Origin of the sequence: Synechococcus sp. JA-2-3B'a(2-13) (assembly GCF_000013225.1) — a bacterium.
GTDB lineage: Bacteria > Cyanobacteriota > Cyanobacteriia > Thermostichales > Thermostichaceae > Thermostichus.
Genome location: NC_007776.1, coordinates 183,516 through 207,817, shown reverse-complemented (window position 1 = coordinate 207,817; position 24,302 = coordinate 183,516). Strand labels below are relative to the sequence as shown.

Sequence of the window (24,302 nt, the reverse complement as noted above, 5' to 3'; positions counted from 1 at the left end):
GGTTCTTGGATGGTTCTGAGAGCGCTGATACATCTACTTTTGTTCAGGGCGCATTTGCAGAGGATCCGGCTGTTCCGGGTGAAGCTTGTTGATCCGGCGCACCATTTGCCATAGCCGTCCGAAGTTGCGCTGGTTGAAGTGCATCACCAGCCGTGGCAGATGGGCAATATCTTCCTCGGCTTCCTCCGGCAAGGCCCCAGTTTGCTCGATCCGGCCCGAATCGAGAATATCGGCAAACTCTTCGTTTAAGATGTCTAGGGCTTCCAGTGAGAGTCTGGTGTTCAAGCGCAAAACCAGGAGCTCTCGCACGTAGCGATTGCTGTGAAAGACGCGATAAAAATCGACAATCTGCTGACAGGCATCTCCCACATCGTCGGTTAGGGTGTAGAGGAAGAGATCTTCTGGGCTGATCAAGCCGCGACCAAGCAGGTGCTCCCGCACGTATTCGTCCCATTCTTTCCAGTAGCAGCCACCTGTTCTGTCCACCAGCACCAAGGGCATGAGCTTGGTTTTGCCGGTTTGCATCAGGGTTAGGCATTCAAAGGCTTCATCCTGAGTGCCGAAACCGCCGGGAAAAAGCACCAGCGCGTCGGTTTCTTTAACAAAAAAGAGCTTGCGCGAAAAGAAATACTTGAAGTTGATGACCCGATCGCTGGCAGCAATAACGGGATTGGCCATTTGCTCAAAGGGAAGCTGGATATTGAGCCCAAAAGAGTTTTCCAGCCCTGCCCCTCGGTTGCCGGCTTCCATAATGCCCCCGCCGCCCCCCGTCATGACCATGAATCCCCGTTGACTGATGCAGTAGGCGAACAACTGGGCCTGGCGATATTCGGGACTTTCTGGCCCCAGTCGTGCCGACCCGAAAACGGTGATCTTGCGTTGGTGGGCATAGTTTTGGAAGGCGGCAAACCCCTGCTCCAGATCCTCAAGAGTAGCCGCCAAGATCTTGGCATCTAAACGGCTCAGCTCCAGGGATCCCATGCGCTGCAGCGACTGCAAAATACGCAGCCAGGCCGTCCGGTTGGGATGATACTCCAACTGCTTTAGGCGGGTCTCAGCGTTGGAAAAAACTTCTTGCAGAAGGGAAGAAACGGAATCGGTCAAGCTGGGATCCTAAAGTTCTCTGGAATTACTTTAATCAGTTCTCGGCACAAAATGGCAGCTGGGTTCTAATCCAGAACCCAAAAGTTACATTCTGAAACACCCAAGGCATAGCCCTCAGGCTTCGGCAGGTGTGTCGAAGTGCTTTTCCAAAATCGTGGTTAGAGTTGCCTTGGGTACGGCGCCGACCACCACATCCACTTTCTGGCCGCCCTTGAACAACATCAGGGTGGGAATGCTGCGAATACCGTACTGGCTGGCAGTTTGAGGGTTCTCGTCGGTGTTGATTTTTACAACCTTAACTTTGCCAACATACTGCTCAGCTATCTCCTGAACCACAGGAGCCACCATCCGACAGGGGCCACACCAAGGTGCCCAAAAATCAACCAGAACTGGAATATCGCTGCGCAGCACCTCTGCCTCAAAGGTAGCATCAGCGATATCTATTGCTGCAGACATGCTTGGAGAACTCCTGAAACAACACCTGTCATGGTCTCTGATCTTAGCACAGCCCCCAGGCTGCTGGTGACCTCAGCCTGTTCCATTGCTACTACACGGAGCGTTCGCCAAAGGAACTGTCCCTTGGGATCCCGGCCTGAGACCTTCGCTCAGCCAACCGCAGCGCTAGGCAGTTTGGGGACGGCACCGAAAGCATCTGAGCCGTGCTGAAGCAGGCTTCTACGGCATCCATCAAAAGATTTGTCTTGGCAAGGTTCCCGGGATAGTTGAGTGCGTCATGACCAGGCTGCTCCTATCCTATATGGTCACTTTGATTCAAACTAGGACACTGCACCCACACCTAAAACCTTGGTCGCGTCAGCGTTGCGGAGCAATAATGCAAAGGGCTAGAAAGCTTTTCTCAGTAGCCTAGGCGTCTCACCCTAACCTGAAACGACTGTAGTCATTTTAACGAGGAATGAAACTGTTCCATTGGAAGAGGGGTTGAGGATAGTTGTGGAAGCGACGCGGAGTAGTTGGGAAGTGTCTCAGCCTAACTTGAAATGACCATGATCAAGGCATAAACCTTTGTCTAGGTGGTCATGTAATGGAACTCCCTTTGAATAAAAGCCAATCTATACCAACCGATCTGGCCAGCTTGGCCTTGGCGAGCCGGGATCCCTCAGACGGCCTTCAGACAAACACCATCGGCTTATGACGGATTTTCTCGAAAGCAGCCGCATCAAAACGGTAGAGGGTTGCCGGTCTGCCTGTTCCTTGGGAACTTTTCTGGCCGGTATCTTGCAAGATACCCAGTTTCAGTAGGCGGGCGCGAAAATTGGAGTAGTCGGAGAACCCCTCGCCCAAAACGGTGCCGTAGAGCTGATAGACCTCCCCTAGCGTGAAGGTGGCGGGCAAAATGTCAAAGGCAATCGGGCTGTACTCCAACTTGGCGCAGAGGCGACGGCGGGCATAGCGGCAAATCTCTTCGTGGTCAAAGGCCAAGGGGGGAATCTGGTCGGCGGGATACCAGGCAATGCCCTCCACTCCGTCTGCCAGCAATTCAGCATCCTGGAACCGCACCAGGGCAAAGTAGCTGACCGACAGGTAGCGCACTCCATAGCCATCCTCGGCCTCGCGGGGATCCCGTTCCGGCCCCCCAAAGGTGTAGAGCTGCTCCAGATAGAGGTTCCTAACACGAATCTTCTCGGCCAAGATGCGGTAGGCCGCTGCTTCTAGGGATTCTGAGCGCCGCACCAGTGTTCCTGGCAGGGCCCAGCAACCGCGGAAGGGATCCTCCCGCCGCCGCACCAGCAGCACCAGGAGGCGATTCTGCTCAGTGTCGATGGAGAAAATGACCGCATCCACGCCCACCCGGAACTCCGCCAAGGCGATCCGGTTCTCCAATGGGCCTGCCACGATGCGGGATCCCTGCATAGCTTGGCACTGAATCCTGATACATTCACGCTGAACTCTCCTGAACATGGTTCAGGAAAGAAGCGATCGCATCCTGCCTATCTCTGTTCGCGTCAGCGGGACGGAGTCCAAACAGGAAGGCGGTATCCCGCAAAGCCCTGAGGAATACCCCCCGAGCGCTTTCCCCCTTCACTTCCCGGCAACCGTTGCGGTGGACTCAAGGATCAGGGGGAAACTTGGTCTACTATATCCCTCTCAATGACTTTTGCCAAACCGCCTAAAGCTCAGTAAATTCAGCAAAGTTCAGGGTTTTGGGGGTTAGAGGCATGCTCCACCAACAGCCTACCCAGTTTGTCCCTCCAGAGGGAGCTACCAGCCTGGACCACCGTCTTGCCAGTCTAAGCCCTATCTGGGGCGAAGGCTTTCGTGTCGCGGGGAAGATGGGTTGCTAAAGGTGTGCAAAAGAACCCCGACTCAGGCAACACTTTTACTTTTTGCGCGATTTGGCTCTTTTTCAGCCACGGAGGACCCCTCAGCGAGGGGGAACAGCCGACCTTGCCCAACAGCAATGTGAACCCGCGCGCCCACAGGCAGGGCTTCCCGGGCTAGGGCGTGCAATTCTTTGCCGGCTGCTGTGATCAGGGAATAGCGGTACTCTCGCCCCAAAAACTGTCGATCCCGAATGACAATGCCGCCCTGAGGATCAGGATGCAAATGCAACTCCTCCTGTCGAACCATCAACTCTGCGCAGCGCAAGCTGGGGTCGGGCTGATCCCTCAAAGCCTGGAATGGGATGTGCAGCAGCTCTTCAGCCTGCCAACCAAACTCCCGCCGCTCACAGCGCAGAAAGTTGGCCTGGGTAATAAACTCTGCCACGAAGCGAGTAGCCGGCTCCCGGTAAACCTCCTCCGGGGATCCCCATTGCTCAATACGGCCTTCCCGCATCACCGCCACCCAGTCGGAAAGGCAGAGAGCCTCCTCTTGGTCGTGGGTGACAAAAATGGCCGAGGTCTGGGTTTGCTTGAGGATTTTGCGGATTTCTTCCCGCAGATAGTAGCGCACCTGCACATCCAAATTGCTCAGCGGCTCATCCAACAGAATTAAGCTGGGCTTGGGGGCCAAAGCCCGCGCCAAAGCCACTCGCTGCTGTTGCCCACCCGAAAGCTCGTGGGGATAACGATGGGTGTAGTCTTCCAGGCCCACCAACCGCAACACCTCGTAAGCGCGTTCCCGCGCCTGTTGGGCAGCGCCTTGCAACTCAGCTCGCAACTCAGTTGAGGAGGAGCGATTGCCACCCCCTGCCGCCGACGCAAACGGGGTAGTGGGTCGGAGGCCAAACATCACATTGGCCAACACGTTCAAGTGGGGAAACAGGGCAAAATCCTGAAACACCAGCCCCACTCCCCGTCGCTCCGGTGGGATCCACTGCCCCTCCCCAGCCACAACCTGCCCCCCCAGCAGGATCCGCCCGCTATCCGGCTGCTCAAATCCGGCAATGGTGCGCAATAAGGTGGTTTTCCCACAACCTGATGGGCCCACAATGCTGAGGATGTCTCCTTGGGGCAGGCGAAACTCGACTTCCCGCAAAACCAACTGCCGCTGGCCGGGAAACCCCTTGCTGATGCCCTCAAGCTGAAGGATGTAGGAGGGATCCTCCCGCGCGGCAGTGGGGCTTGGAGAAAACAAAGACTCAGCCATGACGGTTGTTGTTGCAAAAGATTTTCACTATTTTTACCACACTACCATGTCCCCGGATCCCGTCCAACCGGATCGAGATCCAACAGCCAGCAGCCAGATCTTGAGCAGGACAGAATAAGGTTTCTACGCCTCGCCCTGATTCCAAGCGAAGCAGCGGAAAATCAGTGTTAAACTTAGTTAACGAAGTTTCTCAGGCCTGGGCGGCGCTTGCTTGTGTGGCGCACTCCAGAGGCTTGTTGTAAATGAGTTTTGAGACAAAGTTTCCCGAACGTGCTCTGATTACAGGGGCCAGTCGAGGGATCGGCAGAGCTGTAGCCCTAGCCCTAGCCCGACAAGGGATAGCAGTAGCTCTGGTGGCCCGTTCCCAACCTGATCTGCTGGCGGTGCAAGCCCAAATCCAAGCCCAGGGCGGCAAGGCAGCGGTTTTTCCCATGGACTTGGCCGACTTAGCAGCTCTGCCCCAGCAGTTGCAGGCTCTCCTGGATCGATTTGGCGTCTGCGATGTCTTGGTCAATAATGCGGGCATGGCCCACGTTGGCCCTTTGGCCACCTTACCTTTGTCGGATTGGCAGCGAGTGATCGACTTGAACTTGACGGCAGCTTTTCTGTGTGCCCAAGCCGTACTTCCCGGAATGCGCCGGCAGCGCTGCGGCACGATTGTCAACGTCATCTCGATTGCGGGCAAGCGAGCTTTTCCCAACTGGGGAGCTTACTGTGCCAGCAAGTTCGGCCTAATGGGCTTTTCTCAAGCTTTGGCCGAAGAGGAACGACAGCATGGCATTCGGGTCACCAGCCTGTGCCCTGGTGCCGTGGACACGTCCCTCTGGGATACGGGCACGGTAGGGGTCAACTTCGACCGTTCCAAAATGCTCTCGCCGGAATGGGTAGCCGATTTGATTACCTATATTGTTCGGTTGCCCACAGGCGCGGTGGTGGAAGATCTCACCTTCATGCCTGCGGTGGGAGCCTTTTAGGCTTGCCCCTGACTGAGGATGGTCTTGGCTATCGCAGCTTTTGACTGGATGCCCCTTGAGCTGAGTTGCACTGAGTTCTCTTAGCCTTTCGTTCAACAAGGAATATCCTGCTATGACCCTTGCGAAACCCGGATCTGGCTCGCAATCTCGAATGGATGACAAAGCCCATTTCAAGTCTCGGGTGATTCGAGATCGAGCCACTTTTGCGGAAGAAGAATTGGGTAGCTCGGATGTCTCAGATCCGGCTATGGTGGCGGCGGTGGAGACGCTGCTGCGGGGGATCGGGGAGGATCCCCAACGGGAGGGGCTGCGAAAAACCCCGGAACGAGTGGTTGCGGCTTTGAAGTTTTTGACCAGTGGGTATCGGCAGTCTTTGGAGGAGCTACTGAACAGTGCCATCTTTGATGAGGGCCATGACGAGATGGTGCTGTTGCGGGATGTGTCTCTGTTTAGCCTGTGCGAGCACCATCTGCTGCCCTTTATCGGCAAAGCCCATGTGGCCTACATCCCCAAGCAAAAGGTGGTGGGCCTAAGCAAAATTGCCCGTATCGTCGAGATGTACTCCCGCCGCCTGCAGGTTCAGGAACGCCTGACACGGCAAATTGCTGAGGCCTTGATGGAGGTGCTGGATCCCTACGGGGTGGGGGTGGTTATCGAGGCTACCCACATGTGCATGGTGATGCGGGGGGTACAAAAGGCCGGCTCCTGGACGGTCACCAGCTCGATGGTGGGGGTGTTTCAGGAGGATCCCCGTACCCGCGAAGAGTTTCTGAGTCTCATTCGCCATCCGTCCAATTTTTAGGGAGCTTCCCGGAGCTTTGTCGGTGAGTGGGTTAAGCCTCTGCTCAGGCGGGGAATGCTAGCCTAAGATCGACGCAAACCCTGCCAGAAGCGAGGCTTGTCATGAGCGAGGTCAGCCCCGAAAACCAGTTTCCCACCGATTTGGACTCCAATTGGCAGCCCCCGGCTCCGCCGGTCATGCAGCGTCCGCCTCGTCCGGCTGCTCAAACGCCCCCGGTGGAGCCCCCAACGCAACTGGATCCGGTGCTGGGTTCAGCTTCCCAAGGGATGGGATCCCGGCCTGTCAACGCCAAAAGCCCCCCCAACCCCATTCTGGGTCGGCCCCTTCCTCCTGGTGTGGCTGTCGCTCCCCCTCAGGTGCCTGTGCCTGTGCCCGATCCTGTCGCTCCCCCTCGAATGCCCCCGCCCACTCCGGCTCCGGCTGCTGCTGCTCGGCCTCCAGTGTCGCCACCTGTCCCCACTCCTGCTGCCCCGCCTTTTGCGCCACCAGCTCGCCCAACGGCTGCCGGTCGGATCCCAGTGGCTCCAGCTGCTCCTGCGGGCCTGACCCTGCGCCAACTGGTGCAGGAAGCCTATGACAAAGGCTACTCAGATATTCATTTGGGGGTAGGAGAAGTGCCCCGCTTTCGGGATCGGGGGCAAATGCTTTTGACCAACTACCCGGTCACCACCACCGAGATGTTCTATGGCTGGCTGCGGGAAAGCCTGCCGGAGAGCCAAATTCGCCAGTTTGAGGAATGTTTGGAACTGGATACTGCCATCCAGTACGAGGGTTTGGTGCGGTGTCGGGTCAACTGCTTTGTTTCCCTTCTTGGCCCGGCTATGGTGATGCGTCTGATCCCGTTGAAAATTTTGACGCTGGAGCAGTTGCGGGCGCCGGAAGTCTTGAAGCGCATTGCCGAAGAGCACAAAGGCTTGGTTTTGGTGACCGGCCCCACCGGATCCGGTAAGTCCACAACCTTGGCAGCGATGGTGGACTACATCAATTCCAACTTTCCCAAACACATCATTTCCATTGAGGATCCCATCGAGTTCGTCCACCAGAGCAAGAAATCGATGGTGCGGCAGCGGGAGGTCGGGATCCACACCCTGGAATTTGCCAATGCCCTGAAAGCCTCTCTGCGGGAAGATCCGGACATCATCCTGATTGGGGAGATGCGGGATCGAGAGACAGTGGATATTGCCCTGAAGGCCGGCCAGACGGGCCACTTGGTCTTTGGAACCCTGCACACCAACAGCGCCGTCCGCACCATCGAGCGTCTGCTGGGGATTTACAAGCCGGAAGAACAGGAGCCGATGCGTCTGCAGCTGGCAGAAACCCTGGTGGCGATCATCGCTCAAACCCTGGTGCGCACCACCGATGGCAAGCGAGCTGCGGCCCACGAGATCATGCGCAACACCGATGCCATTCGGGACTACATCAAGCGGGGGGCGGTGGACGAAATTGAGGAGCTGATCGCCGACGGCTCCTATGAGGGCATGTGTACCATGAATCAATCCCTGTTTAGGCTTTACCAAGAGGGGCGGATTACCGAAGAGGTGTGTCTGGAGGCTGCCCCACGCCGCAATGAGATGGCCCAATGGCTGCGAGGCCGGATCTAGGGCCAGTCTCGAGATGGAGTCACGCCAAAGTGCTTGAGGGAAGGTTTGCCCTATCCTAAACTGGGAGCAGCCGGCGGCGCTGGCTTGCCGAGCTACCTGCTCATCTCTTGGGCCGACCTTGGGCTGGGGGGATGGGTTGCGAATTGATGAACCGAATTGAAAGCAAGTTAGAAAACAGGAGAATCCCTACCGTGAGCGTGATCAACCAGATCATCGAGACCGCGGATGACCAGCTGCGTTACCTCTCAGTTAGCGAACTGGAAGCCATCAGGAATTACATGACCACCGGCGAGAGGCGCTTGCAAATCGCTCAGGTGTTAGCAGAAAACAAAAAGCGCATCATTGACCAGGCCCAGAAGCAGCTATTCGCCAAGCGGCCCGAGTACGTGCAACCCGGTGGCAATGCCTACGGTGACAAGCGCTACAACCAATGTTTGCGAGATTACGACTGGTATCTGCGTCTGGTGACCTATGGCATTATTGCCGGCAGCAAAGAGCCGATTGAGTCTATCGGCCTGATAGGGGTGCGGGAAATGTACAATGCCCTCAACGTACCCATCGCCGGCATGATCGATGCGATTGTCTTTTTGAAGGAAGCTGCCCTCAGCTTGTTGGAGCCGGCGGCAGCCGCTGAAGCCGCCCCTTACTTTGACTACATCATCAATGCCATGAGCTAGGGATCTACAGGGATCCCAAGGCAGCCCGGGCATGTACGGCCACCTGTTCTTGGGAATCCTGGGCCAGCCGGGTCAGTCCGGCGCGAGCGGCTTCTGTTCCCAACTTGGCCAGGGCAATGCAGACGCGGTAGCGCAGTTGCCAGTCGTCGGAATCAATGAGGGGATCCAGGTAGGGGATGGCCCGCGGATCCCCCAGATCGCCCAAGGCAGCGGCAGCGGCTGTGGTGATCAGCTCGCTCTTGTCCTGCAAAGCTTCCACCAGAGTGTCGAAGGCGGCAGGGTTCCCCAGCTCTCCCAGGGCAGCGATGATGCTAAACCGTACCAGCCACTCCGTTTCTCGCCGATAAGCTTCCAGGAGATCGGCCAGGGCCTGTGGCTGCTTGAGATCCCCCAGGGCAGCGGCGGCAGCAGCCCGCACATCGAACTCCGGATCCTCTCGCAAAGAGCGCTGCAAAATGGGCAACAGTAGGTTCGGATCGACGCCAGACAGGGTGCCCATCTGGCTGATGGCAGCATAACGGACGCGGGCATTCTCGTCGGTGATTGCTCGCTGCAACAGCGTCAAGGCTTCTGACCCTGGCAGCTCTCTGGCCTTGTTGACGGCGCGCAGCCGATTTCCCAAGTCTTGTGAGTTCAACAGCTCCAGCAAAGCGGGCAGTGCCGGAGGATCCCCAGAGGTTGTTGTCATATCCCATTTTCTCCATAACCCTCCTCGGCCATAGCGAGGGAGGAAAAGCCGATGTTATTATCTTGAAGCAGTGCATCCAGTCCCTTGATCTTATGGCCTTATTGCAACAAGAGAAGCAGCAGATCATTGAGAGCTATCGACTGCACGACACCGACACCGGTTCTGCCGAGGTTCAGGTGGCTCTGCTCACCAGTCGCATCAACCAGCTCTCTCAGCACCTTCAGAGAAACCCGAAGGATTTCAACTCCCGCCGCGGCCTGCTGATGATGATCGGTCGTCGCAAGCGTTTGCTCAACTACATCGCCAAGCATTCTCCTGACCGCTTCCGGGAGCTGGCCGAACGGCTGAACATCCGGGTGAAAAAGTAGGCAGCCCATCCAAAACGCTATCGGAGATCTGTCTTCGTGGGCAAATCCAGCCGCCAGTCCAAAACCTTTCGCCGTCGCTCCCCCTCCGCCTCTGTTGAGGTGGAGCAGAAGCCGGCCAAGAAGGAGCCTGTTGCCGTGATTCCCCCTGAGGTCAGCCGGCGGATGGTGCGGCGGATCCTGGTGTTTTCTGGGATCCCTTCGGGGCTAGGTCTGAGCAGCTTTTTTGTGAATTACTATCTCTTGACCAACCATGTGGTCGCTCTGCCCCCTTACTTCACCTTGGCGGAGTCGCTAACTTTGTTTGGCCTTGGTTTTTTGGGCATCAGCTACGGTGTGTTCTCGGCTTCCTGGGATCCCGAGCCGGGATCCCTGCTGGGAATTGGAGAATTCCGGCGCAATTTGGGCAACATCATCCAACAGTGGAGGGAATCTGCTGCTCGATCTTCTGAATCTTCTGACTCTAGGGAAGCCTAACTGCTCTCCCGTCGCCTTTTCCAGGCCGGTTGCTGCCTACAATCAAGAGGGATCCAAGTCCATTCTGGCGGCAGCGGCTACCCCCAGTTCTCCAGCATGAAAATAGCCTACTTCGACTGTGCGGCGGGCATTGCCGGCGATATGTGTCTAGGAGCCCTGCTGGATTGCGGGGTGCCTTTGGAGTACCTCAACCGTCAGCTCCAGGCGTTGGGCATCGAGGGGGAATATGGCTTGCAGGTGAGCCGGGTGCAGCGGTGTGGGCAGCCTGCTCTGCAAGCTGTGGTGGAGGTGCTGGGATCCCAGAGTGGTGGATCCCTTGCTCGGCATTGGGCAGAGATTCAGGCTTTGATCGCGGGATCCCAGCTTTCCCCAGCCATTAAGGCCCGCAGCTTGGCGGTGTTTGAAAAGTTGGCGCAGGCGGAAGCAAAAGTCCATCAGATGCCTGTGGAAGAAGTGCACTTTCACGAAGTGGGGGCAGTGGATGCTTTGGTGGATATTGTCGGCACTTGCATTGGCCTGGATTGGCTGCAGGTGGAGCGGGTGTTGTCATCCCCCCATCCTGTTGGGGGCGGCTGGGTGAGCACAGAGCATGGCAAATTGGCCGTGCCGGTGCCGGCGGTGATCGAGCTGTGGGAAATGGGCCGCGTGCCGGTGTTCAGCAACGGGGTGGAAGCGGAGCTGGTAACCCCCACAGGAGCAGCCTTGGCCGTGGCGTTGGCGGAAGAGTTTGGCCCCTGTCCGCCGATGCGGGTGGAAAAAGTGGGGCGTGGGGCCGGTGCCCAAGAGCTGCCCATTCCCAACGTGTTTCGTCTCTGGATTGGGGAAGCCAATGGGGGAGAGCTAACGGAAACGGTATCGGTGTTGCAAACCCAAATCGACGATCTCAACCCCCAAGTGATTGCCTACACCTGCGAGCAGTTGTTGGCCCTGGGGGCCTGGGACGTGTTTACCCAGCCGATCACCATGAAACAGGGGCGGCCGGGGATCCTGCTTACCGTCATCTGTCCGCCGGATCGGGTGCCGGAGTGTCAAGATCTCATCTTCCGGGAGACCACCACCCTGGGCATTCGCCACTTCCAACAGCAGCGTACCCTGCTGGAGCGGGTCGTCGAGCGGGTGGAAACCCCTTACGGCTTGGTGGACATCAAGGTAGCTCGCCACCATGGCCGCATCGTCAACGCTCAGCCGGAGTTTCGCGATTGTGTGGCCCGCGCCCAGGAGTTTCACGTGCCGGTTCAGACGGTGTGGCTGGCGGCCCAATCGGCTTGGCAAAACCGGTTGCAAGGTTGAAGAGACACCGAACCTGTTCCACCCCCAATGGAATTTGCTCCTATTGAACACAGATTGGCAGCCGTGGCCTGCTAGCCTGAGAGATGTCGATCTTGCTCTCTCCGCCGACCGCAAAAATGGAATCCCAAGCCTCTCAATTTAACTTTGACCGCAAACTGTGGGATCGGTTTATCACGGTGGCCCAGCCCTACTTTTACCCCAGAGTACGCTATGGGGGCTGGATCTTTTTGGGCTTGCTGGCAGCGGCCATGGTGTTTGTGGTTGCCCTGATGTTCTTTGTGGAGATTGGGGTGACTTTGGTCGGTCAAGCCCTGTTCCCGGAGTTTTTCACCAATGTGGCAGCCGGATTGGTGGCGCAAACGAAGAGAAACTTGTCCTCGCCAGTGCTGTGGGTGGCCTCGGTCAGCTTGGCTCTGAGCAGCCTTTGTTTTGGGGCAGTGTGGCGGCAGCTTCGCCAGCGCTGGTTGCAGTGGGCGCTGCTCACCTTTTTGCTGTTTCTGTCGCTGACGGTAAACCGGCTGAACGTGATGATCAGCTTTATCTTTCGGTTTATCGACACAGCTCTGCAGCAAAAAGAAGAGCCCACTTTCTGGCAATTTTTGATTATTTATGGAGTGCTGATTATCTCAGCCATTCCGATTTTGGTGATCTACCGCTACACTCGCCTCAAGCTAGGGCTGTTTTGGCGAGAATGGCTGACCGATCATTTTCTGGATCGCTACTTCAATCAGCGGGCTTACTACGAGCTGGATTCCAACGCCGCCAACACCGAAATCGACAACCCCGACCAGCGTATATCAGAGGATGTCCGCTCCTTTACCGGCACCACCCTCTCCTTCCTGTTGGACATTCTCGACTCGATTCTCACCCTCTACGCCTTCACCGGCATTCTCTATGGCATTTCTCGTCCGTTGGCGTTGGGTCTGGTGGTCTATGCCACCATTGGTACCGCCATTGCCATTTTGGCTGGTCGCAAGCTGATCAAAATTAACTTCGATCAACTGCGCTATGAAGCCGATTTCCGCTACAGCTTGGTGCATGTGCGCGACAACGCCGAGTCCATCGCCTTTTACCAGGGAGAGGATCAAGAACTCAGGCAAATTTTGCATCGCTTTGGTGCGGCCTTGCGCAATTTTAATTTGCTGATCATCTGGCAGGCCATCATCGATATTTTCCAATACGCCTACAACTATTTCACCCGCATTGTGCCCTATGTCATCGTCGCCCCCCTTTACTTCAGCGGCGTGCGAGATTTCGGCACCATTACCCAAGCCACCATTGCCTTCAGCCAGGTGTTGAGCGCCCTCTCCATTGTGGCCAACCAGATTCAAAGCATTTCCAGTTTTGCCGCCGGGATCAACCGCTTAGGCTCCTTTCACGAGTCTCTGGAAGATCCGGCGCTGCGCCACACCAGCGCTCGGGAAAGCAACATTCAAACTCGCATTGCCCAGCAATTGGCGCTGCACCACGTCACTTTGCTCACCCCCAATTCAGAACGAACCCTGGTTCGGGATCTCTCCTTCGCCTTGGAAGCCGACCAACGGCTTTTGATTGTCGGTGTTAGCGGCAGCGGCAAAAGTTCCCTGTTACGGGCCATTGCCGGCCTATGGACCAACGGCCAGGGATCCATCGCCCGCCCAGATACTCAGGAGATGCTCTTTTTGCCCCAGAAGCCCTACATGCTGCTGGGATCCCTGCGGGATCAACTGCTCTATCCCAAACGCCGCCGAGACCTCACCGATGAAGATCTCATCCGAGTCTTGGCCCAGGTGAACCTGGGAGACTTGCCGGAGCGGGTGGGCGGCTTTGATGTGGAGAAAGACTGGGCCAGCACTCTCTCCCTAGGGGAACAGCAGCGTCTTGCCTTTGCCCGCATTTTGATCACCCAGCCCCGCTACGCCATTTTGGACGAGGCCACCAGCGCCCTGGATGTGGCCAACGAAAAACTGCTCTACCTGCAACTGCAACACCTGAACACCACCTACATCAGCGTTGGGCATCGCCCCACCCTCCTGGCCTACCACGACTTGGTCTTGGAGCTGCAGGGGAATTGTGCCTGGCAACTGTGGTCGGTGCAGGAGTACGGTGCCCGCCTAGCCCTGGCCAGCTAGCAGCGCCGACATCTCCAGCTGACTCAAATGACAAGCTTTGCGGGTTTGGGACAAAACCCGGATAAGAGGCTGACTTTTCCAACTGGACGCTCTTCAAAGGAGGTGATAGCCTGTTATTCACAAGTATTCCGACCGGTTTACTGGAGATTATCAATGCCCCCCATGATCCCATCCGAGGCCAAGCGTTCCAAGGTGGAGCAGATCAAGGCAGACAGCCACTTTCTACGGGATCCCCTTCAGCAGGAGCTGGCCCAAGACACCACCCATTTCAGCGAGGCGGCGGTGCAGGTGCTCAAGTTCCATGGCGCCTACCAGCAGGATGACCGGGATCGGCGGCAGCAACGGAAGCAGGAAGGATTGGAGCGGGCCTATTCCATCATGTTGCGCACCCGCATCCCAGGGGGACACGTGCCCCCCCAGCTTTACTTGACCCTGGATCGGCTGGCCGATGAGTACGGCAATGGCACCCTGCGAGCCACAACGCGGCAAACCTTTCAGTTGCATGGGATCCTCAAGAAAAACCTCAAGGCCACCATAGCCAGCATTCTCAAACAGATGGGATCCACCCTGGCCGCCTGCGGCGATGTCAACCGCAACGTGATGGCACCGGTTGCCCCCTACAAAAATCGCCCTGCCTATCGCTATGCCCAAGAGTATGCCCGCAAGCTGGCGGATCTGTTGGCTCCGAAGACCTCTGCCTACTACGAGATCTGGGTGGATGGGGAGCCGGTTCCCATCCCACCGGTGGATGAGGAAGTGGTGGAAGCCGAGAAGTTTGTCGGCAACGGGGTGAGGTTAGAGGGCCCAGAACCCCTGTATGGCCCCGTCTATTTGCCCCGCAAGTTTAAAACCGCCATCGCCGTAGCCGGGGAAAACACGGTAGATGTGTACTCCCAGGACTTGGGCTTGATTGTGCTCACGGATCGCAAGGGCAACTTGAAGGGCTTCAACATTGTGGTGGGTGGGGGCATGGGGCGTACCCACGGCAAGGAAGAAACCCAGCCCCTTTTGGCCCAAAAGCTCTGCTTTGCCCCGCCGGAATCGGTGTATCGGGTTTGCCAAGCGGTTTTGGCGGTACAGCGGGACTACGGCAACCGGCACGACCGCAAGCAGGCGCGGTTGAAATACTTGGTGAGAGACTGGGGGATCCGCAAGTTTCGCCGTGTGGTCGAGCAGTACCTGGGGGAGAAGTTGTTGCCCTTCCGGCGCATGCCCAAGTTTGTCCCCAACAGCGACGACTACCTAGGCTGGCACGAGCAGGGGGATGGCCGTTGGTTTTTGGGCATCTCCATTGAAAATGGCCGCATCCAGGACACCCCAGAGCGGCAGCTCAAAACGGCGCTGCGCCGGATTGTGGAAGCCTTTTCTCTGCACGTGCGGCTGACCCCCACTCAGGATTTACTTTTCATCGACATTGCGGAGCAGCAGCGGGATGCCATCAACCAGATCCTCAAATCCCACGGGGTGCTTTCCAAGGAAGAGATCCCCCAACTGGTGCGGCTGTCGATGGCCTGCCCTGCCCTGCCCACCTGTGGGTTGGCGATTACCGAGTCGGAGCGGGCTTTGCCGGGGCTGGTTCGCCAGTTGGATCGGCTGTTGCAGGAGCTGGATCTGCAGGATTCGCCCTTTTTGGTGCGCATGACCGGCTGCCCCAACGGCTGTGCCCGACCCTACTTGGCGGAACTGGGATTGGTGGGATCCGCCCCCAATGGCTACTACCAGATTTGGCTGGGAGCCAGCCCGCAGGGGGATCGCCTGGCGCAAGTGTTTCAGGATCGGGTACACATCAGCCAGATCGTGCCGCTGATGAGAGTTCTCCTGCAGGTCTACAAGCAGGAGCGCCGTCCTGGCGAGAGCTTCGGCGACTACTGCCACCGGATGGGGATCCCCTATTTGCAGGCCCAAGTTCAGCAAAGGGATGGCGTTTTTGCCTGAAGGGATCCCTCAAAAACGAGACCAAGCCTGTAGCCATTCCCGGAGCGCTTCCAGCCATCCAAGCGGTTCAGGCTTGGTTGCTTCTGGAGCTTGCTCCTCGCCAGTCGGCAAGCTGACGGGGTTGGGATGCACCCTATAGACTCGGATGGGTTTGGCGTTGGGAAAAGGTTTCACCGAAAGAGGCTCCACCTGCAGGAGTTGCCCTTCCACGGCTCGATACACGGCTGCCGAGATGAGCAACCGGGAGCTCTGTTCCTCAGACTGTTCCCCCCCTTGCGAAACATCCTCAACCGACTCCAGCCAGGTGGCAAACTGAACCGACTTCCCGAAGGCGGACAACCGCTGCGGATCTTGGGGATCGAGGGGCAGCAAAAGGACTGGGCCGTAGTGGATCCCGAGGGTGAGCTTAACCTGCGGGTAGGAGAGTTGCCGCAAACACCTGTTCAACTCCGCCACCGACTGTCCAAGCGCCAATCCCGCCTGCAGTGCCTGCTGTACGGCCAGCTCGGGTTGTTTGAGACCAAACAAAGCCAGACTTCTCAGCCCGCTCTGGTTGGCCAGTACTCCCCCATATTGCTGCACCAAGGCCCCCATTTGGGCGAAGTAGCGACCCAAGGTGTAGACAACATCGTAGGGAAAGTTCTCCTCGTCGAAGTTGGCCGTCCCCCGCAGGGAAGCGCTGAGAATGGCGGCGGTGACTTGGCTGCCGACCGAATGGGCCTGCAATTGATGTTGAGCTACTTCCACATCTGCTTTATCGATCACCAGCCGCTGCAGGGTGACATCTCCGGTGATGCGGGTTTGACAGGCCAGGCGAATATGCACGGGAAGATCCAGCCGTTGGGCCAACCTCTTCTCGGCAGGGGTCATGCTGCGGCAGTTTTGGCTGCCTTCCAAAATCAGAATGCGACAGGTGGAACAGGCGGCATTGCCCCCACAGGCATGGACATGGCGCACCCCCGCCTTGAGCAGATTTTCCAGAACCGTGAGCAGGGGATTGGCTTCCAAGGTGAGGTTGTCGGGGTAACAGGTGATCCGCATGGTTAAGAGGGAGTGAGGGGTGGCAAAAAGATTCAGCACTACCTAAATTCAGTACGGCATTGCCCTCCCCTTGGATGCTGTTTTCAAAAGTTTTGGGTATTGGGTAACCTCACCCCGCAGCCTGCCCCGGCGCCGATGATAGAGTACAGAGGAGTCTTCTGCGCGAGCCCTTTATGCCTCAGTCCAAACCCCAAGAATCCCCAGCCCGCAAGCTCCTCAACATTTTGCTGCTGGTGGTGGGCACGGTAACTTTCTTGGGCTTCTCCTTTGGCCCGCTATTCCAGGCCCTCGGGCCTTCCGAATCTCCAGAGGCCAGCCTGGTAACCGAGCAACTGCGGGCCCAGGCAGACGGCTATCGCGTCGTGCTGGAGCGGGAGCCGGATAACCCCATTGCCCTGCGGGGGTTGATCGACACCCAACTGCAATTGAACGAGCCGCAAGGGGCCATTGAGCCGCTGAAGAAGCTGGTGGAACTGGAGCCCGAAAATCGGCAACTGAGAGCCTTTTTGGCCGAAATCCAGCAGGATACGGGGGATTTTGAAGGGGCATTAGAACAGCTCCAGATCCTTTACGAGGGGGATCCCAAAGATCGCCAGGTGCTGCAGCAGTTGGTGGATGTGCAGCTAACCCTGGGCCGCACCTCTGAGGCCATTGCCCTGCTGGAGAAGCATCTTGAAGAAGCGCCGGAAGATAATGATGTGCGTTTGCGCTTGGCCTTTGTCTACGCCCGCAACAACCAGACTGAGAAAGCTGTAGTCCTCTACGACAAGTTGATTGCGGCGGATCCCAGTGATTTCACCCCCGTGTTGGGCAAAGCCATAGCCCTCAGCTCCGCCACCGATGAAAACCTACGGGCAAAAGCGCCTGAGCTGTTTGAGCAAGCAGCCCGGCTGGCCCCGCCCCAAGTTCGGGAGCAAATCCAGCAGCAAGCAGAGATTTATGCTCAGGTGAACCGGCCCCAGACGGTCGAGAGGCAAAACGATAACCCCACTCCCTGAGCGGGTTTTCAACCGTTAGGCTAATCCAGGTGTTGAGAAGCTGATCCCTGACGGTTCTCAGTTGACCCGATAGGGAGAGCTACGGAAAAGACTCAAGCGCCTTTTCTACAGAGGGGTAGATTTCGTAAATGGCATCCAAGCCGGTGATGGAGAAGAGCAGCTTGACCTGCTCCTGCAGGCTGCAGAACTTGAGTTGATAGCCTAAAGTGCGGCAATGGCGATGCGCCCAAACCAGAACCGACAACCCCATGCTGTCGATCAGGCTAACCTGACTAAGATCCAACAAGAAATGTCCCGGTTTCTCGGTGAGAATTTGGCTTAGCTCTTTCCGTACCTCGCGGGCAATCGCGGCGTTGAGCCTTTCACTGTGCAATTTCACAACTGTAACAGGGGATCCCTTGTGGCTGAGCCGGATGAAGACATCCATGAAGAGCCCGGCAGGTTTGAGGGGGGATGGGCACAGGCACGATGCAACCAGACTGATTTTGAATTGCTAAATCACCATGAGTATGAGTTTGTCCTCCCTGGGCTTCTCTTGCAAGCATTCTTGGACACTTTTCCCTTACAGGTTAGAACTGGCATGAACGGGATCCCTGCTTGGGCCGGAGATGCTGCCGCCCTGAGCCTATTGGTTATGCAAGTGCCGATGCTGGCGGTGCTGCTGGCGCGGCTGCTGCCCTCTTTGCGGCGCCCTTCCCCTCTGCCTCCCGGTCAGCCTGGGATCCCTTTGCAGCCGGGCTTGGTCAGCGTGTTGTTGCCCACCCTCAACGAAGCCGAGCGCATCGATCCCTGCCTAGAAGGATTGCACCAACAGAGCTCCGTACTGCGGGAGGTGCTGGTGGTGGACAGCCGCTCTCAAGATGGCACCCCCGAAAAAGTGCTGCAGATGGCCAAGCGGGATCCGCGCTTCCGTCTGGTAACCGACGATCCCTTGCCCAACGGATGGGTGGGGCGCCCCTGGGCCTTGCACTATGGATTTCTCCAGTCGGATCCGGCCTCTGAGTGGATCCTGGGCATTGATGCCGATACCCGTCCCCAGCCAGGATTGGTGGAGCGCCTGCTGGAAACTGCCCAGGCCCAAGGTCTGGATCTGATCACCCTGGCACCGCAGTTTATCCTGCAGCACTGGGGGGAAGGCTGGCTGCAGCCGGCTCTTTTGGTGACCCTGATCTACCGCTACGGGGCCGCCGGAGACACCGCCACCCTGCCGGAACGGACGATGGCCAATGGGCAATGTATGCTAGTGCGCCGGTCGGTGCTGGAAGCGATGAATGGCTACACAGTGGCGCGGGCTTCATTTTGTGACGATGTGACCCTGGTGCGGCAGATTGCGGCAGCCGGCTTTAAAGTAGCTTTTTACGACGGTCGGCACCTGCTCAAGGTGCGCATGTACACTTCTTTTGGCGAAACTTGGCGAGAGTGGGGCCGATCCCTCGATTTGAAAGATGCCACCCCTGTGGCCCAGTTGTGGGGGGATATAGCTCTCCTCGTCCTCACCCAAGGGATCCCTGGGCCGGTGGTTGTAGGGCTGTTGGGCAAAGCCGGGATGGGGTTTCCCTTTTCCCTGACGGAGCAGGTGCTGCTGGGGCTTAACCTAGGCTTACTGATTCTGCGCTTAGGTGTACTGCTGGGCATTCGCGGCTCCTATCAGGATCCCCCTTGGACGTTCTGGATGTCGCCTCTGGCGGATCCCTTGGCCGTTCTGCGGATAATCCTATCTGCCCTCAGCCGGCCCCGCTCTTGGCGCGGGCGCACCTACTAGGAGAGCCCTCAATCGGCTATTGCCTCGGGATCCACGCCCAACTCCCGCAATTTCGCGGCTAGGCGCTGCTGTTCCAGACGGGCCTGTTCGAGGGCTGCTTCTGCCGCTTCGGCCCGCTGCCGCTCCTGCTCTACCTGTTCGATTCCCCATAGGAGCAAATTCCCATCGGCAGTCCACCACCGCAACCAGTTGGCTTTGGTCTCGGCTTTTTGTCCCCGCCACACCCCCAAAAACAAGCCAATCTCCGGGATCCAGTAGCGACGGTTTTCATCCGCCGATACAGGGGTATAGCGGCCATTCTCCAGGCGGTAGACATCCAGCTCACCGGTTTTGGGATGAAAGATTACATAGACAGGCACCTGCAAAATGCGCTCGTAGAAATACCATTTTCCATAGGGATAGTGGGGATTGATGGAGTACTCGCCGCCCTCGGTTTCGGAGATGAATTCCATCACAATCGCCGGGGGATCCCCTTCTAGGTGGGGGGTATAGCTGCGGCGGATCTCTCCTTCGGGAATCGGCTGTACTGCGGGCACATAAACCCAGTCGGGGGCTTTCACCACCACCTTGTCCCCGACAGTGCTGCAAAGGCCAAAGTTGGAGGCGATCAAAGCCTGGGCAGGGATCATCTGAGCGAGTTCCAATGCCTCACGCAGAGCAGCAGCCAAAAGGGGCTGTAAGGTGCTTTCCACAGGCTCATCCGGCAAGGGAAAGTCTTCCGGCAGTTTTTCCCATCGAATGGGAGGTAGGGGCGGGGTGAGCCGAACAGGAGAGAGGGTCATGGCTGAGGATACTCATGGTGATAAGGTACATGAATGCCTTTTGAATAACTCAAAGCACTTGCTGATATCAACCCCAGGCAATTCCACAAGGCTGTTGCAGGCTGGGACGGATTCAGTCATCTCGACTGCCAATCCATACGGTTGAGATATGCTTGGGGGCAATGAGCAAGTTTTTCGGCGTCTTCCTTGGATTCAGCAAGAGAGCGTATGCCAGAGCCTGAACCCTCTTCTGCCCACATTCTGGTGATCGAAGATGAAGCTAAGCTGGCTCGTTTTGTGGAAACGGAGCTGACCTGTGAGGGATATCGAGTCAGCGTAGCCAGCGATGGCATGGCCGGGTTGAGGGCAGCCTGCGACCAAAACCCCGACTTGGTGCTGTTGGACTGGATGTTGCCCGGCATCTCAGGTTTGGAAATTTGTCGGCGACTGCGCTCAACGGGCAACCGCGTGCCGGTGGTGTTGATGACCGCCAGAGATGAGGTGTCGGATCGAGCAGCGGGGTTGGATGCCGGGGCGGATGATTACGTGGTCAAACCCTTCAGCATTCAGGAGCTGCTGTCTCGGATACGGATCTATTTGCGGCAGCCAAGGCGATCCCGCGACGGCCAGTTGGTGTTCATGGATCTGATTCTGGATCCCGTAACGCGGGAGGTAACCCGGGGAGAGCGACAGGTGGAGCTGACGGCCAAAGAATACGACCTGTTGCGCTACTTGATGGAACACCCCCGTCAGGTGCTCACCCGCCAACAGATCTTAGAGCATGTGTGGGGCTGCGACTTCACGGGCGACTCCAATATCATCGAGGTCTATATTCGCTACTTGCGCCTCAAGATCGAAGGCCCAGGGGAGAAGCGCCTTATCCAGACGGTGCGCGGGGTAGGCTACGTGTTGCGCGATTGACATGCCCCCCGCCCCAAAGAGCAAGGATTCTGGTTCCTGGTTCTGCGACAGCACTTAGCTGTATCAGGTTTCCCCTCCACGACGGCGGTGCCTATCTCCCCAGTCGTTCCCCCAAGCGCTCCGCGCCGCTAGCGTGAAAGACTTGGCCAAGTGGTGATTTCTCACCAAGTTCTGCACCTGCAAGTCCTCATAAACCACAATGTCGTGAGACATTCCCACACACTGGGCTAGCTCAATAACCCGGTCTCTACGCTGGCGCCAGACTTTGATTTGGTTGAAGTGTACCTCGCCAAGCCGCTTCCTCTACTTGTGGTAGTTGCTGTATTGAGGTTTTACCCCCTTCCTATTCACGCCAGCGGGCCGTGGGCCTAACTTTCTGCTCAGTCTTCTTTGCTGTTGCTTCAATCTCCTTTCGGCACGACGCAAAAACTGGAGACACGGCACAGCTTGCCCACTGCTGTCGCCCACATCCAGCCCCACCACCTGGCCGGTGTACTCTGTCATCCAAGGCTTGGTACTGCGCTGGAGTGGCGTTGAGGAGTTTGGCTTCTCTGACCAGCGTGGGTGTATCTTATCGCAGGTCTAACAGGGCAAAAGCCGTCCTGGAAGGGCGGGGCTTCAGGCCTAGCTTCTTGGTAAAGTTTGGAACTGCCCGCATTCGGGATTGCCTTAAACTTCTCTTAAATCCTGTTTCACAGGTAACTGCTAGCATGAGGCCAACTTCACTCCCACCCCCGGAAAGGAAGGCCTTTATGAACTGGCTGATGCTGCTTGGTCTGCTTTGTCTTCCTGCCTCTCTGTTTTCGTTTGTTGAGTATTTGCGCTCCCAAAGGTTGGTTCAACAGCTCTCTGCAACTCGGTTGCTCAAGATAGCCGAGCTTCGCCATCTCGGTCAGACCAACCCCCAGGCAAAAGGAGCAAACTTGGCTCAAGTTTACGGCAGGGTTGTGTGCGATCGGCCTTTGGTATCGGAACTTTCGCGACAGCCTTGCGTCTACTACAAGTCTGAGATCTCTTGGGAGTATGACGAGATCGAATGCTATCGAAGGTATTTGAATAGCCGAGGCGATGTAGCGTATAGCGAACGGATCAGCGAAGGCGAATATCAGAACGCTCTACGCTTGGGATCCCGAGCAAAATCCTATCCGGGGGAGATGGTCGGGAAAAAGCCCGGCTTGGGCTACTCTGACTCCGGTTCTTTTCAGAAAAGGGTTGATCCCGACTACTCTAATTCTTTTCCACAAAAGCCCAACCCTGGCTACCCCCAGCAGCTTGGCTCTCCAGGCTATCCTCAAAAATCGCCGTTTTCCGAAGTAAGCTCTCCCCAAAAACACTACGCCAACGTGTATTACGATCCGAGCACAGGTCGGGAATATCTCCTTGAAAGAGAGACGAGAACGAGAGACGAAACCCTTCACTCGGTGGTTCGCCAGATCCCTTTTTTCATCGAAGACGAAACTGGAAGGGTGAGGGTGGATCCCACAGGTGCGGAGATAGAGGCTATGTCGGTTGTGGATGAGCATATTTTTCCAGGAAAAGGGCCCAGCCGGTTCAACTTCAATCTCAAGCGCTACCTTTCCGGAGTGAGAACAGAAAATCGCTCCACCCGAGCTTTTATCTATAAGGAATGGGTGATTCCGGTGGATGCGATGGCGTTTACCATGGGGCAGGTGCGTTTTGAGGCAGGGGATCCCGTGATCCGAAAACCCCTTTCTGGGGAAAGGTTTATGATTGCCCCCAAATCCCCTGAAGCCCTCTTGGAAGAGCAGCGCTCCAATGCCAGCAGCTACCTGGTGGGATCCGTCGTCCTGCTGGGTATCGGCATTTTCACCGTGCTCCACCTGCTGCAATCCCTGCAGCCTTATCGCTAGTTCCTGCCCAGGCAGAGGGAAGCCTACTGCCACTCACAACGACAAACCCAGCTTGAGCCCAAGCAGGGCATGGGCAAACAGTACACATAGAATGAGGCTGCCCACATAGGCATGGGTGGTGCGCAAAGCAGCGCGGTTGCCCCCAAAGCCGCTGAGGGACAAAGCTCCATTCACCGCCAACAACAGCAACACCAGGGATCCCGTCCAAAAATGGGGGCTGCTCAACAGGGGCTTCCCTTGCATCACCAGAGAAAGAAGGCCGCCAGTGTAGCCCAAGGCAATGAAGGTGGCCATCCAGGGGGCCAATTTGCGGTGGTCAAGCAGAGGCTTCTGGGCCGCTTCCGGCAGGGATCCCTCTGGCGCTGTGGAGGCGGCTGCCAGACGCAAGGCCCGTCCTCGCCACCCAGTCAGGCCGACAAAGCTGCCCATCACCACCACCACGATCCCCATCATCAAGGGGTGACCCCATTGCACAATGGGTTGGGGCAAGTTAAGGCCGGCAAAAAACTGGGCTACGGGCTGCAAGGTGGCGGCTAACCCATCCGAAGCTGCCGACAGATCCGGCAAGGCCAAGCTCAACAGGTTCATGGCGCTCCCTCTACCTCCGCAATAAATCTACAGCTGCTTAACAAATCTACAACACCCCAATTCTAGAATGGGAGGACATCAGTGATCTCCCTCAATTCGTTGAAGGGAGGACGTCAGCTGACCCATGCCAGCGGGAAGCTTCTGGTGGGCACCTGGCAGCGGTAGAATGTCTGACGGTAAAGCTGTGGCTGTGAGCGGCTCTCTCGCCACTGAGTGCTGAGCAAAACGGAGTTGTTGAGATGGCCAAGTTGTTGTTGGGGGATCAAGCCTTTGAGGTCGAGCTGCTGACGGATGTGCCCACCAATTGGCCGGGAATTAAAGTCATGTCTAAGGGGGCCAAGCTGGACATTCCAGCGGGAACTGTGGTGAAGGTGGAGGCCGAGGATGACCACATAGCCGGCTCCTATAAGGTGGTCTATCGTTTGGCGCCTGCCTATCCCCGCAGCTGGCGGCTACTCCTGGAGCGGGAGAGCGTCGCCACGGCGCCTCAGGTGGCATCGGCTCCAGAACCAGAGGTTGCTCAGGCCAGCAGCTCAGAAGGAGGGCTGCCCAATAGCGATAAAATCTTCGCCATCAAGGTATCCGGCCTCGTGGGAGGAGGTGTGCGCAGAAGTGTTGTCGAGTACAAAGTGCCCTTCAGCCGCCTTTCCCAAGAAGTGAAACGGATCACCCAAATGGGAGGCAAGATCGTCAGCATTGCCGAGTCCAATCTGCTAAGCACCCTTGAGTAGCGGGCGGCTTCCTGGGAGGTTCTGGGTTCTTTCAGGCCACCTGTCCAGGCCGTTCT

At 57.2% G+C, this 24,302-nt stretch carries 24 protein-coding genes; 14 read left to right on the top strand and 10 right to left on the bottom strand.

Going from position 1 to position 24,302, the window contains the following annotated elements; genetic code table 11:
• Positions 1 to 33 precede the first annotated feature (33 nt).
• The 4 genes from CYB_RS00920 to CYB_RS00905 all read right to left on the bottom strand — a co-directional run bounded on the left by CYB_RS00920 (position 34) and on the right by CYB_RS00905 (position 4,653).
• Positions 34 to 1,104, bottom strand: a complete 1,071-nt coding sequence (locus tag CYB_RS00920) for an LOG family protein (RefSeq protein WP_011431864.1) — start codon at positions 1,102 to 1,104, stop codon at positions 34 to 36.
• A 114-nt stretch (positions 1,105 to 1,218) separates the two neighbouring features.
• Positions 1,219 to 1,602 (bottom strand): thioredoxin, encoded by a 384-nt coding sequence (trxA, locus tag CYB_RS00915; protein WP_255344546.1) that lies wholly within the window; start codon positions 1,600 to 1,602, stop codon positions 1,219 to 1,221.
• Between the two features lie 630 nt (positions 1,603 to 2,232).
• A complete protein-coding gene (locus CYB_RS00910; RefSeq protein WP_041436086.1) occupies positions 2,233 to 2,976 on the bottom strand; it encodes an NUDIX hydrolase in 744 nt (247 codons plus the stop codon).
• A gap of 453 nt (positions 2,977 to 3,429) precedes the next feature.
• Entirely contained in the window at positions 3,430 to 4,653 is a 1,224-nt protein-coding gene (locus CYB_RS00905; protein ID WP_011431861.1) for an ABC transporter ATP-binding protein, read from the bottom strand.
• Positions 4,654 to 4,895: 242 nt separating this feature from the next.
• Here CYB_RS00905 and CYB_RS00900 point away from each other — a divergent pair, with 242 nt between their 5' ends.
• From CYB_RS00900 to apcD, 4 genes are all read left to right on the top strand, one after another.
• The gene (locus CYB_RS00900; RefSeq protein WP_011431860.1) at positions 4,896 to 5,627 is read left to right on the top strand and encodes an SDR family oxidoreductase; all 732 of its coding nucleotides are present in this window, start codon (positions 4,896 to 4,898) and stop codon (positions 5,625 to 5,627) included.
• Positions 5,628 to 5,739: 112 nt separating this feature from the next.
• Positions 5,740 to 6,429, top strand: coding sequence for a GTP cyclohydrolase I FolE (gene folE, locus CYB_RS00895; protein WP_011431859.1), 690 nt, complete (start codon positions 5,740 to 5,742; stop codon positions 6,427 to 6,429).
• 266 nt (positions 6,430 to 6,695) lie between these two features.
• Positions 6,696 to 8,030 (top strand): type IV pilus twitching motility protein PilT, encoded by a 1,335-nt coding sequence (locus tag CYB_RS00890; RefSeq protein WP_369791765.1) that lies wholly within the window; start codon positions 6,696 to 6,698, stop codon positions 8,028 to 8,030.
• A 191-nt stretch (positions 8,031 to 8,221) separates the two neighbouring features.
• The gene (gene apcD, locus CYB_RS00885) at positions 8,222 to 8,707 is read left to right on the top strand and encodes an allophycocyanin subunit alpha-B (protein WP_011431857.1); all 486 of its coding nucleotides are present in this window, start codon (positions 8,222 to 8,224) and stop codon (positions 8,705 to 8,707) included.
• A 4-nt stretch (positions 8,708 to 8,711) separates the two neighbouring features.
• Here apcD and CYB_RS00880 read toward each other — a convergent pair whose 3' ends face one another.
• A complete protein-coding gene (locus CYB_RS00880) occupies positions 8,712 to 9,395 on the bottom strand; it encodes a HEAT repeat domain-containing protein (protein WP_011431856.1) in 684 nt (227 codons plus the stop codon).
• A gap of 92 nt (positions 9,396 to 9,487) precedes the next feature.
• Between CYB_RS00880 and rpsO the strand changes: the two genes are divergently transcribed.
• The 5 genes from rpsO to CYB_RS00855 all read left to right on the top strand — a co-directional run bounded on the left by rpsO (position 9,488) and on the right by CYB_RS00855 (position 15,573).
• The gene (gene rpsO / locus CYB_RS00875) at positions 9,488 to 9,763 is read left to right on the top strand and encodes a 30S ribosomal protein S15 (protein ID WP_011431855.1); all 276 of its coding nucleotides are present in this window, start codon (positions 9,488 to 9,490) and stop codon (positions 9,761 to 9,763) included.
• A gap of 36 nt (positions 9,764 to 9,799) precedes the next feature.
• Entirely contained in the window at positions 9,800 to 10,237 is a 438-nt protein-coding gene (locus tag CYB_RS00870) for a PAM68 family protein (protein ID WP_011431854.1), read from the top strand.
• A gap of 96 nt (positions 10,238 to 10,333) precedes the next feature.
• On the top strand, positions 10,334 to 11,527 hold the full coding sequence (gene larC / locus CYB_RS00865) for a nickel pincer cofactor biosynthesis protein LarC (protein WP_011431853.1): 1,194 nt from the start codon (positions 10,334 to 10,336) through the stop codon (positions 11,525 to 11,527).
• 83 nt (positions 11,528 to 11,610) lie between these two features.
• Positions 11,611 to 13,638 (top strand): ABC transporter ATP-binding protein/permease, encoded by a 2,028-nt coding sequence (locus tag CYB_RS00860; RefSeq protein WP_011431852.1) that lies wholly within the window; start codon positions 11,611 to 11,613, stop codon positions 13,636 to 13,638.
• 153 nt (positions 13,639 to 13,791) lie between these two features.
• Positions 13,792 to 15,573 carry an NADPH-dependent assimilatory sulfite reductase hemoprotein subunit gene (locus CYB_RS00855; RefSeq protein ID WP_011431851.1) on the top strand — a complete coding sequence of 594 codons (1,782 nt, stop codon included), beginning with the start codon at positions 13,792 to 13,794 and terminating at the stop codon, positions 15,571 to 15,573.
• A gap of 9 nt (positions 15,574 to 15,582) precedes the next feature.
• Here the strand turns inward: CYB_RS00855 and CYB_RS14005 are convergent, their stop codons facing one another.
• The gene (locus tag CYB_RS14005; RefSeq protein WP_049749547.1) at positions 15,583 to 16,653 is read right to left on the bottom strand and encodes an adenylate/guanylate cyclase domain-containing protein; all 1,071 of its coding nucleotides are present in this window, start codon (positions 16,651 to 16,653) and stop codon (positions 15,583 to 15,585) included.
• Positions 16,654 to 16,787: 134 nt separating this feature from the next.
• Here CYB_RS14005 and CYB_RS00845 point away from each other — a divergent pair, with 134 nt between their 5' ends.
• Entirely contained in the window at positions 16,788 to 17,612 is an 825-nt protein-coding gene (locus tag CYB_RS00845) for a tetratricopeptide repeat protein (RefSeq protein ID WP_011431849.1), read from the top strand.
• A 79-nt stretch (positions 17,613 to 17,691) separates the two neighbouring features.
• Here the strand turns inward: CYB_RS00845 and CYB_RS00840 are convergent, their stop codons facing one another.
• Complete coding sequence (locus CYB_RS00840) at positions 17,692 to 18,039, bottom strand: STAS domain-containing protein (RefSeq protein ID WP_011431848.1); 348 nt, start codon at positions 18,037 to 18,039, stop codon at positions 17,692 to 17,694.
• A gap of 153 nt (positions 18,040 to 18,192) precedes the next feature.
• Between CYB_RS00840 and CYB_RS00835 the strand changes: the two genes are divergently transcribed.
• A complete protein-coding gene (locus CYB_RS00835) occupies positions 18,193 to 19,374 on the top strand; it encodes a glycosyltransferase (protein ID WP_011431847.1) in 1,182 nt (393 codons plus the stop codon).
• An 8-nt stretch (positions 19,375 to 19,382) separates the two neighbouring features.
• Here the strand turns inward: CYB_RS00835 and CYB_RS00830 are convergent, their stop codons facing one another.
• Positions 19,383 to 20,156: a Uma2 family endonuclease gene (locus CYB_RS00830; protein WP_011431846.1), complete on the bottom strand. Its 774-nt coding sequence runs from the start codon at positions 20,154 to 20,156 to the stop codon at positions 19,383 to 19,385.
• A gap of 207 nt (positions 20,157 to 20,363) precedes the next feature.
• Here CYB_RS00830 and CYB_RS00825 point away from each other — a divergent pair, with 207 nt between their 5' ends.
• Positions 20,364 to 21,056 (top strand): response regulator transcription factor, encoded by a 693-nt coding sequence (locus CYB_RS00825; protein ID WP_011431845.1) that lies wholly within the window; start codon positions 20,364 to 20,366, stop codon positions 21,054 to 21,056.
• Between the two features lie 63 nt (positions 21,057 to 21,119).
• Here CYB_RS00825 and CYB_RS15090 read toward each other — a convergent pair whose 3' ends face one another.
• A complete protein-coding gene (locus CYB_RS15090; protein ID WP_187147255.1) occupies positions 21,120 to 21,269 on the bottom strand; it encodes a hypothetical protein in 150 nt (49 codons plus the stop codon).
• A gap of 497 nt (positions 21,270 to 21,766) precedes the next feature.
• On the opposite strand from CYB_RS15090, the gene CYB_RS15590 reads away from it, so the two are divergent.
• Positions 21,767 to 22,927, top strand: coding sequence for an E3 ubiquitin ligase family protein (locus tag CYB_RS15590; RefSeq protein WP_083757627.1), 1,161 nt, complete (start codon positions 21,767 to 21,769; stop codon positions 22,925 to 22,927).
• Between the two features lie 33 nt (positions 22,928 to 22,960).
• Here the strand turns inward: CYB_RS15590 and CYB_RS00815 are convergent, their stop codons facing one another.
• Positions 22,961 to 23,515: a DUF4079 domain-containing protein gene (locus CYB_RS00815; protein ID WP_011431843.1), complete on the bottom strand. Its 555-nt coding sequence runs from the start codon at positions 23,513 to 23,515 to the stop codon at positions 22,961 to 22,963.
• 239 nt (positions 23,516 to 23,754) lie between these two features.
• On the opposite strand from CYB_RS00815, the gene CYB_RS00810 reads away from it, so the two are divergent.
• Positions 23,755 to 24,246, top strand: coding sequence for a phycobilisome linker polypeptide (locus tag CYB_RS00810; protein WP_071818135.1), 492 nt, complete (start codon positions 23,755 to 23,757; stop codon positions 24,244 to 24,246).
• Positions 24,247 to 24,302 lie beyond the last annotated feature (56 nt).